This window comes from Dyella sp. C9, from assembly GCF_003332825.1.
In the GTDB taxonomy this organism is placed as follows: Bacteria; Pseudomonadota; Gammaproteobacteria; order Xanthomonadales; family Rhodanobacteraceae; genus Dyella.
Window position 1 is genome coordinate 112,578 of record NZ_QIRF01000008.1, and the last position, 11,816, is coordinate 124,393.

Sequence of the window (11,816 nt, forward strand, 5' to 3'; positions counted from 1 at the left end):
ACCGGACGCCCGTCCATGACGCAGTTCCGCTATCGCGCCGTCAGCGCCACCGGCGAGCTGCTGCAGGGCCAGATGGAGGCCGCCAGCCTCGAGGAGGTGGTCAATCGCCTGCAGGACCAGGGCCACACGCCGCTGGACGCCAGCGCGGCCGACGCCGCCAGCGGCGGGCGAGGGCTGGCGGCCCTGCTCAAGCGTGGCCCGTTGACCGGCGACCAGCTCGCCCAGTTCACCCACCAACTCGCCACCCTGCTTGGCGCAGGGCAGCCGCTGGATCGCGCGCTCGGCATCCTGATGGACCTGCCCGAAGGCGCCAGCGCCAAGGCGCTGATCGAGCGCGTGCGCGACCGCGTGCGTGGCGGCACGCCGCTGTCACAGGCGCTGGACGACGAACACGGCGTGTTTCCCAAGCCCTACATCAGCCTGGTGCGCGCGGGCGAAGCCGGCGGCTCGCTGGAAGACACGCTGCGCCGCCTGGCCGAATACCTGGAGCGTTCGCAGCAACTGCGCGGCAGCATCATCAATGCGCTGATCTATCCGGCCTTCCTGATGGTAGGCGTGCTCGGGTCCCTGTTGCTGCTGCTCGCTTACGTGGTGCCGCAGTTCGTGCCGATCTTCGAGGACATGCAGGTGCCGATCCCGTGGATCACGCAGGCCGTGCTGGCGCTCGGCGGCGCGTTGCAGAACGGCTGGTGGGCGATCGTCATCCTGATCGTGCTGGGCGTGCTGATCGTGCGCGGGCGCCTGCGCGATCCGGCCACGCGGCTGGCCTGGCATGCGCGCCTGCTCACCGTGCGCGTGGTGGGGCCGCTGCTGCTGAAGGTCCAGACCGCGCGCATAGCGCGCACGCTGGGCACGTTGCTGAAGAACGGCGTGCCGCTGCTTTCCGCGCTGGGCATCGCGCGCCAGGTCACCGCCAACCGCGCGCTGGACCAGGCGCTGGAGCAGGCGGCCGAGCAGGTGAAGGGAGGCTCCGGCCTGAGCCTCGCGCTCGCCCAGTCGCAGCGCTTCCCGCGCCTGGCCCTGCAGATGGTGCAGGTGGGCGAGGAGGCCGGCCAGCTCGACACCATGCTGCTGAAGGTGGCCGATACCTTCGAACTGGAAAGCCGTCGCGCCATCGATCGCCTGCTGGCCGCACTGGTGCCCGCATTGACCATCGTGATGACCGTGCTGGTGGCGATCATCATGGCCGCCATCCTGCTGCCGTTGCTTAGCCTGACCAGCAACATCCAGTAGCCCCTTTCATCGAACGACCACGAGGTACCCCATGCGTCAAAGGAACAACCGCCGTTTCGGCGCCACCCGCGGCTTTACCCTGCTGGAAATGCTCGCGGTGATCGTGCTGATCGGCATCATCGGAGCGGTGGTGGTCACCCAGGTCGGCAAGAACGTCGACAAGGGCAAGTACGGCGCGGGCAAGGCCCAGCTGGTCACGCTCAGCCAGAAGATCGAGAACTACGCGCTGGACAACGGCACCCCGCCGCAGCAGCTGCAGGACCTGCTGGTGAAACCGGCGAACGCGCGCAACTGGCAGGGCCCGTATGCGAAGGAGTCGGAGCTGAAGGATCCGTGGGGCCATGAGTTTGGCTACAAGTATCCCGGCGACCACGGCAGTTTCGACCTGATCTTCTACGGCCAGGATGGCAGGCCCGGCGGCGATGGCTACAACGCCGACGTGGGCAACTGGCAGTAGGCATGGCGTCGCGGCCGCCCCGTGCACGATTTCGCGTTTGCGCCGGTGGCGCAGGCGCGGTTGCGCGCGGGCAGGCCGGCTTCACCCTGCTGGAAATGCTCGCGGTGATCCTGCTGATCGGCATCGCCGCAGCCGCGGTCGCCGTATCGGTGACCCAGGGCCTGGCCAGCGCCCGCGTCAGCGCCGCCAGCGGCGAGCTGGCGGCGGCGCTGCGTGCGGTGCGTACGCAGGCCATCGTGCATGGCAACGAACACACCTTCGACGTGAATACCCGCGACAACACCTATCGCGCGGATGACGGTGCGCCGGTACGCCTGCCCTCGGGCATGCGCATCGGCATCACCAGCGCACGCGAGGACCAGGTGGACGCCCACACCGGCCGCATCCGTTTCTTTCCCGATGGCAGCTCCACCGGGGGCCACATCACGCTGCAGCGCGAGCGCCGCCAGTGGCGGGTGAACGTGTCGTGGCTGACCGGCGCGGTCAGCGTCGCCGACACCAGTGGCCCGCCATGACACGACGCACGCGCGGCTTCAGCCTGCTGGAGGTGATCGCGGCCACGCTGCTGCTGGCGATCGCCTTCGCCGCGCTCATGAAGGTGGCGGGCGGTTCGATCGCACTGACCCGCAACGCCGACGATCACAGCCAGGCCGCGCTGTGGGCACGCAGCCTGCTCGACACGGTGGACATCACCACGCCCCTGCAGCCCGGCCACACCGAAGGGCGCTTCGATGGCACCTACCGCTGGCGCCTGGTGGTAACGCCGTGGAATCCGCCGCAGGCGGCGGGCGGCAATGCGCCATTTCGCATGGTGAAGCTCGACCTGGAGGTGATCTGGGGTGCTGCCCCGCGTGAGCACACCGCGCACTTCAGCACGCTGCGCCTGCTCGGCCCGCCGGGAGGGTCGACCTCATGAGGCATACGCCCGCGGCCATGCGTGGATTCACCCTGCTCGAAGTGCTGGGCGCGCTGGCCTTGCTCGCGCTGCTGCTGTTGGGCGTATACGGCGGTGTGCGCACGGCCACGCATGCGGTGCATTCCGGCGAGCAGGCCATCGGACGGCTCGACGAGATCCGCTCCGCGCAGCAGTTCCTGCGGCGCGAGCTGGCCCAGGCGCGCGCGGTGCCGCTTGGCCGCACCGACAAGGGCGACCCGATCTACTTCACCGGCGACGCGCACGTGATGCGTTTCGTGGCGCCGTTGCCCGGCTACCTGGGTCAGCTCGGCCCGCAATTGCAGCAGCTCAAGCTGGTGCCTGACGGCAAGGGCGGATCGCGGCTGGAGGCCAGCTTTGCGTTGATGCCTCCCGACGGCAGCGCGCCGCACGCCCTGGGCGAACCGGAAGTATTGCTGGAGGGCATCCGCGACGGCAGCTTCAGTTATCGCGCGCCAGACACGGCGCAGAAGGCCGGCGACTGGCGCGACCAGTGGAGCGACGTGCGTGCGATGCCGCGCATCGTGCGCATCGCGTTGCGGCTCAAGGGCACCAGCAACTGGCCCGAGCTGGACGCGCCCTTGCGCGTGGATGTCTCGGCCACGCAGGGGCAGGCCGACCTGCTGCAGGGCCTGCAGCGCAGGAGCCCGCCATGAGCCGGCTTGCCCGCGGCCTTTCCCGGACACAACGCGGCGTAGCTCTGCTGGTGGTGCTGTGGGCCTGCACGCTGCTGGCGATCCTGCTCGGCGGCTACGCCATGCTGGCGCGTACCGAAGGTTTGCAGGCGCGCTACCAGTTTGCCCAGACCCAGGCGCACTACGCCGCCGAGGCAGGCGTGATGCGCGCCATCTACAGCCTGCAGGATCCCCAGCAGCCGCAGCGCTGGGTGCCCGACGGGCGCAGCTACCCGTTCGATTTCGACGGCGCCAAGGTCAACATCAGCATCATCGACGAGGGGGGCAAGGTGGATCTCAACGCCGCTTCGCCCGATGTGCTGCAGAACCTGTTCCGCGCCGCGGGCATGTCCGACAACGCGGCGCAGTCGCTGGCGGGCAACGTGGTGGATTGGCGAAGTTTTTCGGTCATGCCGAAGGTAGGCAGCGTGCCCGACCCCACTTATGCGCAGGCTGGCAAGGACTACGGTCCGCGCCACGGCCCGTTCGCCAGCGTCGAAGAGTTGCAGATGGTGTTGGGCATGGACCCGGCCGTCTACCGCGCGATCGCCTCGCAGGTCACGTTGTGGTCGGGGCGGCCCAGCCCCAACCCGGCGACCGCGCCGCCGCTGGCGCTGGCCGCGATTCCGGGCATGACTGCGCAACAGGCGCAGGCGGTGGTAGCGTCCCGTGCAGCGGGACAACCGGGACAAGGCGTGCAAGGCTTGGTCGCGGCCCAGGGAGTAACGCATAGTATTCGTTCGGAAGCCACGCTGCCCGATGGCACGCGCGCGATTCTTCGCGCGACGGTGCGCCTGCAGGGCAGCCGTCCGGGAGCGGCACCGTATGCCGTGCTGCGTTGGCAGGAGGGGGACGGGGAATGAACACGGCAACGCAGCCGCTGCAGGCGCAACTGGATCGCGCGCGGCGCGCATGGCACGGCTCGCCGCTGCCACGGGCCCTGGCCTGGTGGACCGGCGAACTGGTGGCGCTGCTGCCGGCGCGCTGGCGTACCCGCTTCGGCGGCGGCCAGGCCTGGTATCTGTTGCAGCGTGAGGGCGATGACTGGCTGGTGCGTCGTGCCGGCGACCTGTATGCCGGCGCGCGCTGGAGCAGCCAGCTCGATGCCAGTGCCCAGCAGGTGGCGCTGGGCGATGCGGTGCGCGGCGTCGATCGTGAAGACCTGCGGCTGGCGCTGTGCCTGGATCCGGCCGAAGTACTGCGGCCGCGCCTGACCCTGCCGCTGGCGGCGCGGGACAACCTGCTGCAGATCGGTGCCTTCGAGATGGACCGGCAGACGCCGTTCCGCGTCGAACAGGTGCGTTTCGACCTGCGCGAGCTGCGCGCCAACGCGCCGGCCGGGCGTTTCGCGGCCGAGCTGGTGGTGGTGCCGCGCAGCACGCTCGACCCGCTGCTGGCGCGTCTCGGCGCCTCGGGCCTGCAGGTCGATGCGGTGGACGTCGCCGTCGGCCATGAGCGCCTGGGCGTCAACCTGCTGCCGCCTGAGCTGGTGCCGCGACGCCAGCACCCGCGCCAGCGCCTCAATCTCGCGCTCGGCGCCGCGGCCATCCTGCTGCTGCTGCTGTCGTTGCTGCAGTTCCTGCACAACCGCGAGGCCGCGCTGGAGCAGATGCGCAGCGAGGTGGAAAGCATGCGCGCCGACGCGCAGCAGGTGTCCAATCTGCGCCAGCAGTTGCAGGACAATGCCGGCGCCGCGGGCTTCCTCGCTGATCGCAAGCGCAACAAGGTGTCGGCGCTGGCGGTGATGGAGGACCTCAGCAGGCGGCTGCCCACTACCGCATGGCTGGAACGCCTGAGCATCGACAACAGCGGCCAGGTCGGCTTCCAGGGACAGAGCCCGCAGGCCGCGCGGCTGGTCGATGCGCTGAAGGGCTCGACGGTGATCACCGACGCCAACTTCCAGGGCACCATCCAGGCCGATCCGACCACCGGCAAGGAGCGCTTCTACATGGTGGCGCAGTTGCGCAAGCCGGCCGAGGCCAAGAGCAAGATCGCGCCGGCAAGCAGCAGCGCCGCGGCGGGAGGTGCGCCATGAAGCTGACCGCGATGAAGCCGCGCGAAAGCCGTATCGCCGCCATCGTGCTGCTGGCCATGGTCCTGCTGATCGCCTACTTCGCGCTGCTGCACTGGTGGTTCGTGGCGCCATTGCAGGCCATCGGCTCGGAAATGGATGACCTGCGCGACACCCATGCACGCTATGCCGCCGCGATCGCCGAGAAGCCGGCGTTGCAGCAGCGCATCGCGGCGATGGGTGCGGGGCAGGCGGCCAGCCATGCGTTCCTGCCCGAGGACGATCCCAACGCGGCGGCGGCAGGCTTGATGCAGCGCGTGGTCGATGCGGTGGCGGCGCATCCGCAGGGCGGTTCGTGCGACGTCACCCAGAAGATGCCGGTGACCAATCCGCCGGCTGGGCCCGACGAGCCCTACCGCAAGGTAGCGGTGAGCATCAGCCTGCGTTGCGAGATGCAGCCGCTGGCCGAGACGCTGCACGACCTGGAGCAGGGCACGCCGTACCTGTTCGTCGATGACATGAGCATCTATCGCAATCCGGTGGCCGCGATGCAGCAGGCGGGTGCGCCGCTGGAAGTGCAGTTCACCCTTTCCGGTTATGTGCGCCAGGCGCGCAATGCGGGTGTGGACGCGCAGGGAGGTGCGCCATGAATGCCGCTGCCCAGCGTCGCCTGACGCCCCTGCTTGGTGGCATCGCCGCGGTGTTCGGCGTGTTGCTGCTGTCGTTGCTCGCCGGCGTTGGCCGTGGTGTGGCCTGGGGTCCGTCGCGACCCACCGCGCCGCTGCCCGAGGCGCACGACCAGGGCTTGCCGCCGCCCGTGCCGCTCACCCAGTTCGCGGCGGTGTGGCAGCAGCCATTGTTCAATCCTGATCGCAAGCCGGTGATGCATGCGGCCGGGGGCGGAGCCAGCCTGGGTGATATGCAACTCACCGGCATCATCCTGATGCCGACCCTGCACATGGCATTGCTGCACGACAAGAGTGCCGACCGCGACGTGCGCGTGCGCGAGGGTGATGCGTTGCCTGACGGCAGCTGGAAGCTGGCCGAACTCAAGCCGCGCGCTGCGATCTTCGAATCGGCCAGCGGACGCACCCAGCTCGACCTGCCGGCCGGCGCGCCGATCGACATGCCCAAGCAGGCGGCGCCAGGCGCTGCGCCACCGGTGCCGGTACCGGCGGGGGCGGCGTTGCCGCCGGGTGCCATGCAGGTCACCAGCGTGCCGGCGCCCACCACGGCATCACCCCCACCCGCAGCCGGCGATGCGCAGAACGATCGCATTCGCCAGTTGAGAGAAGCCATCCAGAAGCGGCGCGCACAACAACAGGCAGCGCCTACCGAGGGAGCCCACTGAGTTATGTCCACCCAGCGCATGCCGCGGTTCCACCGCATCGGTACGCTCACCCTGGCGCTATGGCTGGCCGGTTGCCAGACCCTGCCACAGGCCCACGACGACGGCGCGCTCCAGCGCGAGGCCATGGCCGGCACGGAGAATCCGGTACCTGCCCCCTTGCCGTTGAATACCCAGGGCACCTCGCAGCAGGGTGGCCAGCCGCGCGCGGACGTGAGTACCGGCAGCGGCCAGTTCGTGCATGCCGTCGGCATGGCGCAGCCACGCAATGGCGCCACCGGTGATGGCGCAGTCACCTTCAACTTCGAGAACCAGCCGGTGCAGGCCGTGGTGAAGGCCATCCTCGGCGACCTGCTCAAGCAGAACTACACCATCGTGCCGGGCGTGCAGGGCAACGTGTCGTTCTCCACCTCCGAGCCGGTGGACAGCAGCCAGGCGCTGCCGATCCTCGAGACGCTGCTGTCGTGGACCAACAACGCCCTGGTGATGCAGAACGGCCGCTACGTGGTGATGCCGGCCAAGGACGCCGTGGCCGGCAACCTGGTGCCCAGCCTCAACGCGGTGGCGCCGCAGGGCGGCCTGCAGGCGCGGTTGTTCCCGCTGCGCTACATCTCCGCGGCGGAAATGCAGAAGCTGATCAAGCCGTTCGCGCGTGCCGATGCCGTGCTGCTGGCCGATCCATCGCGCAACCTCATCGTGCTCTCGGGCACGTCGGCCGAACTGGACAACTACCAGCGCACCATCCACACCTTCGACGTGGACTGGTTGCGTGGCATGTCGGTGGGCGTGTTCAGCCTGCAACACGCCAATGTCGGCGACCTGATGCCCCAGCTCGACCAGATGTTCGGGCCCAAGGGCGACACGCCGCTGGCCGGCATGCTGCGCTTCATCCCGATCGAGCGCACCAATGCGCTGGTGGTGATCAGCACGCAGCCGAACTATCTCTCCGAAGTGGGCGAATGGATCACCAAGATCGATCGTGGCGGCGGCAACGAGCCTGAGCTGTACGTCTACGACGTGCGCAACATCAAGGCCTCGGACCTGGCCCAGTACCTGGCGCAGATCTACACCAATGGCGCGGGTGCCAACGGCAACGCCGGCAAGGTGGGCCCCGGCCTCAACGGCACCACGCTGGGCGCCAGCGACAACGCCAACGGCAATGCCAGCGGCATGGGCAGCACCGCCGGCAGCTTCGGCAGCAGCACGCCCACGGTCAACGGCGTGGGCGGCGGCTTCGGCAGCGCGGGCGGGCTGGGCACGACCAGCAGCACCGGCACCAGTTCCAGCTTCGGCAGCAACACCGGTACCGGCGCCACGGGCGGTGCCGCCGGCAGCAGCTTCGGCACCGGCAACAACGCCAACAGCAATGCCGGCCAGCAGTACGTGTCCGAGGACGGCAGCATCCGCATCAGTTCGGTCGATGCCAACAACCAGCTGATGGTGCGCGCGCGGCCGTCGCAGTGGCAGGAGATCCAGCAGGCCATCCAGCGACTCGACAATGTGCCGCTGCAGGTGCAGATCGAAATGCGCATCCTCGAGGTGGACCTGACCGGCGAACTGCAGTTCGGCGTGCAGTGGTACCTGCAGGGCCTGGCCAACAGCACGCCGAACTCCGACGGCATCGCCACCAGCATCTACCCCGGCGCCCATCGCCAGATCGCCCTGGGTTCGGGCGGCAACCAGTATGGCGGCGAGCCGTTCTTCTATTCGTTCCTGAGCAGCAACGGCAAGTTCCAGGTGGCCATCCGCGCGCTGGAAACCAGTGGCAATACCAAGACGCTGTCGGCGCCGTCGCTGGTGGTGCTCAACAACCAGGTCGCGCACATCCTGGTGGGTGACCAGGTGCCGATCAACCAGACCTCCATCGTCACCGGCCTCAACACCACCGGCTCCACTGCCACCAGCGTGAGCTACATCCCCACTGGCGTGATCCTCGACGTGCAGCCGCGCGTGAATCCCGGCGGGCTGGTCTACCTCAACGTACAGCAGCAGGTGAGCAACACCACCGGCTCGGCGAACTCGCAGGGCAACTACACCATCCAGCAGCGCGCGGTGGGCACGCAGATCGCGGTGCAGAGCGGACAGACCGTGCTGCTCGGCGGCCTCATCCAGCAGAATGAATCAGTGACCGATACCGGCATTCCTGGGCTGAATCGCATTCCCATCGTCGGCCGGCTGTTCGGCAGCACCGACCACAACAGGACCCGCACCGAGCTGATCGTGCTGATCACCCCGCGCGTGATCACCAGCAGCGAAGAAGCCAAGCAGGTCACCGACGAGTACCAGCGCAAGTTCGAATCGCTGGCGCCGTTGCGCGCTGCCGGCGCTGCTGCGCCGGCGCAGTCCAAGCAATAATCGACGGCACGCGCCCTCTTCCCTGTGGGGAGAGGGCAGGGCGAGGGGGCGCATTGGCGACAAGCCCCGCCTCAAGCCGCCGGGCCCGTCGTCATGCCCGGTATCATGGGCGCGATGAATACCCCGCCGTCCTTCCCCATCACCCCGCTGTTGCCGGAAATTCGCGCTTCGCTGGCCGTGGCGCCGCGACTGGTGCTCGAAGCGCCGCCCGGCGCCGGCAAGACCACGCAGGTGCCGTTGGCCCTGCTGGATGAGCGGTGGCTCGCCGGCCAGAAGATCCTGATGCTGGAGCCACGCCGCATTGCGGCGCGCGCCGCTGCCCAGTTCATGGCACGACAGCTGGGGCAGGAGGTGGGGCAGACCGTGGGTTACCGCATCCGCTTCGAGGCGCGCGTGAGCGACGCCACGCGCATCGAGGTGGTGACCGAGGGCATCCTCACCCGGCTGATCCAGGACGATCCCGAACTCAGCGGCATCGGCGCCATCCTGTTCGACGAATTCCACGAGCGCCACCTGGCCGGCGATCTTGGCGCGGCACTCGCGCTGGACGTGCAAGGCACGCTGCGCCCCGAGCTGCGCGTGGTGGTGATGTCCGCCACGCTGGACGGCGAGCGCATCGCGCAGTGGCTCGATGCACCGCGCATCAGCAGCCCTGGCCGCAGCTATCCGGTGCGCGTGGATTATCCACCGGCGCGCGTGCAGGAGAGCGTCGAGCACCATCTCGCGCGCATCGCGCGACAGGCGCTGCAGGAGAACGGCGGCGACGTGCTGGCCTTCCTGCCCGGTCGCCGCGAGATCGCGCGCACGCAGGCCGTGCTCGAATCCTCGCTCGATGAGGACATCGACATCGTCGCCCTGCACGGCGAACTGTCGATGGCCGAGCAGCAGGCCGCGCTGAGCCCGGCCGAACCGGGCACGCGACGCATCGTGCTGGCCACCAACGTGGCCGAATCCAGCGTCACGCTGCCGGGCATTCGCGCAGTGGTGGACAGCGGCCTCGCGCGCGAGCCGCGCTTCGATCCCAATTCCGGCTTCACCCGCCTGGAGACGGTGACCATCTCGCAGGCCTCGGCCGACCAGCGCGCGGGTCGCGCCGGCCGCGTGGCCGAAGGCACGGCCTATCGCCTGTGGCCGCAGAGCAAGCGCCTGGAACCCTCGCGCACCGCGGAGATTACGCAGGCGGAACTGTCCGGCCTGGCGCTGGAACTGGCGTCCTGGGGCATCACCGCCGGCAGCGGCAGCGACCTGCCGTGGCTGGATGCACCGCCCGCAGGCGCACTGGCACAGGCACGCGAACTGCTCACCCAGTTGGGCGCACTCGCCGCCGACGGGCGCATCACGGCGCTGGGCCGCGAGATGCTGGCGCTGGGCGCAACACCGCGTCTGGGCGCCGCCGCCATGCGCGCGGCAGCCGAGTTGCGTGCCCTGGTGGCCGACCTTCTGGCCTTGATGGAAGCGCGCTCGCCGCTGCGTGGCGAGCAGGCGCGCACCGACGATTTCCGCGCACGCGTGAGCGCGCAGCATGCCTGGCGCGATCGCAGCACCGCCGGTGGTCGTGGTGGTGCGGACGCCGGTGCGCTGGCCGCCATCGAACAGGCCAGCAAGGGCTGGCGGCGACGCCTGGACGTGCGTTCCGCCGCGAGCGGCGTGCCCGACAGCCACGCGGTGGGCGATTTGCTGCTGCACGCGTTTCCCGATCGCGTCGCGCGCCGCGATGACGGCAACCCCTTGCGCTACACGCTCGCCAACGGGCGTGGCGTACGCCTGCACGAAAACACCGCCTTGCTCGGCGAGCCGTGGCTAGTGGCGCTGGATGTGCGCTTCGAGGCACGCGACAGCCTGATTCTTGCCGCCGCGCCGCTCGATCCGCGCGTGCTGGAGCGCGACTATCCCGCGCAGTTCCGACGCGAGCGCGTGCTGCGCTGGAACGACGAACGCAACGCCGTTGAAGCCTTCGAGGAGCAGCGCTACGCCGCCATCGTGCTCGAACGCCGCAGCGTGCCGGTGAAGCCGGAGGACGCCTTGCCCGCGCTGCTCGCCGCCATTCGCAGCAAGGGTCTCGACGCCCTGCCTTGGAGCGAGAACGCACGGCGCCTGCGCGCGCGCATGCAGGCCCTGCGCATCTGGTTGCCGGAACTCGGCCTGCCCGATGTATCCGACGCCGCGCTGCTCGACACGCTGGAAGACTGGCTGGCGCCCTATCTCGATGGAAAGCGCCGTTTCGACGCGCTGAGCGCCGAAGAACTTTCCCAGGCACTGGGCAGCCTGTTCGACTACGAGCAGCGCCGCCTGCTGGACGCGCAGGCGCCAGAGAGCCTCACCGTACCCAGCGGCATGAGCCGCCGCGTGGAATACGCCGAAGGCGAACCCCCCGTGCTCGCCGTGAAACTGCAGGAGCTGTTCGGCCTCGCCGACACCCCACGCATCGCCAACGGCCGCATCCCGGTGACGCTGCATTTGCTTTCACCCGCCGGCCGTCCCATCCAGGTCACCCAGGACCTCAAGGGCTTCTGGGAACGCACCTACCCCGAAGTGAAAAAAGAACTGAAAGGCCGCTACCCCCGCCATCCCTGGCCGGACGATCCGTGGACGGCCGCGCCGACGCACCGGGCCAAGCCGCGGGGTACCTGACGTCGTTGTGGCGCTCCGCCCGGTGGGGCGCTCAGATTTCCACGCGGCTGTTTGATATGGCGGTGCTGGGTGTATGGCATGTGAAAACCCACACGGCAAGCCGGCCACCGGCAGGGCATCGCTGCGTTCGCAAATCGCCAGTGCTCAGATTTTCGCGTTGCGGCTGGCGGCGG

Annotated in this window: 11 protein-coding genes; all 11 read left to right on the forward strand. The window is 69.2% G+C overall.

Annotated features, from left to right (window positions below; all coding sequences use genetic code 11):
- Positions 1-15 precede the first annotated feature (15 nt).
- The 11 genes from gspF (at position 16) to hrpB (ending at position 11,643) form a co-directional block, all read left to right on the forward strand.
- Positions 16-1,233, forward strand: a complete 1,218-nt coding sequence (gspF, locus tag DVU99_RS11655) for a type II secretion system inner membrane protein GspF (protein ID WP_114240382.1) — start codon at positions 16-18, stop codon at positions 1,231-1,233.
- 31 nt (positions 1,234-1,264) lie between these two features.
- Complete coding sequence (gspG, locus tag DVU99_RS11660) at positions 1,265-1,690, forward strand: type II secretion system major pseudopilin GspG (RefSeq protein ID WP_114240383.1); 426 nt, start codon at positions 1,265-1,267, stop codon at positions 1,688-1,690.
- Between the two features lie 2 nt (positions 1,691-1,692).
- Entirely contained in the window at positions 1,693-2,205 is a 513-nt protein-coding gene (locus DVU99_RS11665; protein WP_114240384.1) for a GspH/FimT family pseudopilin, read from the forward strand.
- Complete coding sequence (locus tag DVU99_RS11670; RefSeq protein ID WP_114240385.1) at positions 2,202-2,606, forward strand: prepilin-type N-terminal cleavage/methylation domain-containing protein; 405 nt, start codon at positions 2,202-2,204, stop codon at positions 2,604-2,606. The genes DVU99_RS11665 and DVU99_RS11670 overlap by 4 nt, the downstream gene beginning before the upstream one ends.
- Positions 2,603-3,280, forward strand: a complete 678-nt coding sequence (locus tag DVU99_RS11675; RefSeq protein ID WP_232823573.1) for a prepilin-type N-terminal cleavage/methylation domain-containing protein — start codon at positions 2,603-2,605, stop codon at positions 3,278-3,280. Before DVU99_RS11670 ends, DVU99_RS11675 begins: the two co-directional genes overlap by 4 nt.
- The gene (locus DVU99_RS11680) at positions 3,277-4,161 is read left to right on the forward strand and encodes a general secretion pathway protein GspK (RefSeq protein WP_114240387.1); all 885 of its coding nucleotides are present in this window, start codon (positions 3,277-3,279) and stop codon (positions 4,159-4,161) included. Before DVU99_RS11675 ends, DVU99_RS11680 begins: the two co-directional genes overlap by 4 nt.
- Positions 4,158-5,333 (forward strand): PilN domain-containing protein, encoded by a 1,176-nt coding sequence (locus DVU99_RS11685; RefSeq protein WP_114240388.1) that lies wholly within the window; start codon positions 4,158-4,160, stop codon positions 5,331-5,333. The genes DVU99_RS11680 and DVU99_RS11685 overlap by 4 nt, the downstream gene beginning before the upstream one ends.
- Positions 5,330-5,959: a type II secretion system protein GspM gene (gene gspM, locus DVU99_RS11690; protein ID WP_114240389.1), complete on the forward strand. Its 630-nt coding sequence runs from the start codon at positions 5,330-5,332 to the stop codon at positions 5,957-5,959. The genes DVU99_RS11685 and gspM overlap by 4 nt, the downstream gene beginning before the upstream one ends.
- Positions 5,956-6,660: a general secretion pathway protein GspN gene (locus DVU99_RS11695; RefSeq protein ID WP_114240390.1), complete on the forward strand. Its 705-nt coding sequence runs from the start codon at positions 5,956-5,958 to the stop codon at positions 6,658-6,660. The genes gspM and DVU99_RS11695 overlap by 4 nt, the downstream gene beginning before the upstream one ends.
- 3 nt (positions 6,661-6,663) lie before the next feature.
- Complete coding sequence (gene gspD, locus DVU99_RS11700; RefSeq protein ID WP_114240391.1) at positions 6,664-9,012, forward strand: type II secretion system secretin GspD; 2,349 nt, start codon at positions 6,664-6,666, stop codon at positions 9,010-9,012.
- 114 nt (positions 9,013-9,126) lie between these two features.
- Entirely contained in the window at positions 9,127-11,643 is a 2,517-nt protein-coding gene (gene hrpB, locus DVU99_RS11705) for an ATP-dependent helicase HrpB (protein WP_114240433.1), read from the forward strand.
- The last annotated feature ends 173 nt before the right edge of the window (positions 11,644-11,816 follow it).

Coding starts and splice junctions, on each gene's coding strand:
- gspF (WP_114240382.1), top strand. CDS start 16: ATGACGCAGTTCCGCTATCGCGCCGTCAGCGCCACCGGCGAGCTGCTG.
- gspG (WP_114240383.1), top strand. CDS start 1,265: ATGCGTCAAAGGAACAACCGCCGTTTCGGCGCCACCCGCGGCTTTACC.
- DVU99_RS11665 (WP_114240384.1), top strand. CDS start 1,693: ATGGCGTCGCGGCCGCCCCGTGCACGATTTCGCGTTTGCGCCGGTGGC.
- DVU99_RS11670 (WP_114240385.1), top strand. CDS start 2,202: ATGACACGACGCACGCGCGGCTTCAGCCTGCTGGAGGTGATCGCGGCC.
- DVU99_RS11675 (WP_232823573.1), top strand. CDS start 2,603: ATGAGGCATACGCCCGCGGCCATGCGTGGATTCACCCTGCTCGAAGTG.
- DVU99_RS11680 (WP_114240387.1), top strand. CDS start 3,277: ATGAGCCGGCTTGCCCGCGGCCTTTCCCGGACACAACGCGGCGTAGCT.
- DVU99_RS11685 (WP_114240388.1), top strand. CDS start 4,158: ATGAACACGGCAACGCAGCCGCTGCAGGCGCAACTGGATCGCGCGCGG.
- gspM (WP_114240389.1), top strand. CDS start 5,330: ATGAAGCTGACCGCGATGAAGCCGCGCGAAAGCCGTATCGCCGCCATC.
- DVU99_RS11695 (WP_114240390.1), top strand. CDS start 5,956: ATGAATGCCGCTGCCCAGCGTCGCCTGACGCCCCTGCTTGGTGGCATC.
- gspD (WP_114240391.1), top strand. CDS start 6,664: ATGTCCACCCAGCGCATGCCGCGGTTCCACCGCATCGGTACGCTCACC.
- hrpB (WP_114240433.1), top strand. CDS start 9,127: ATGAATACCCCGCCGTCCTTCCCCATCACCCCGCTGTTGCCGGAAATT.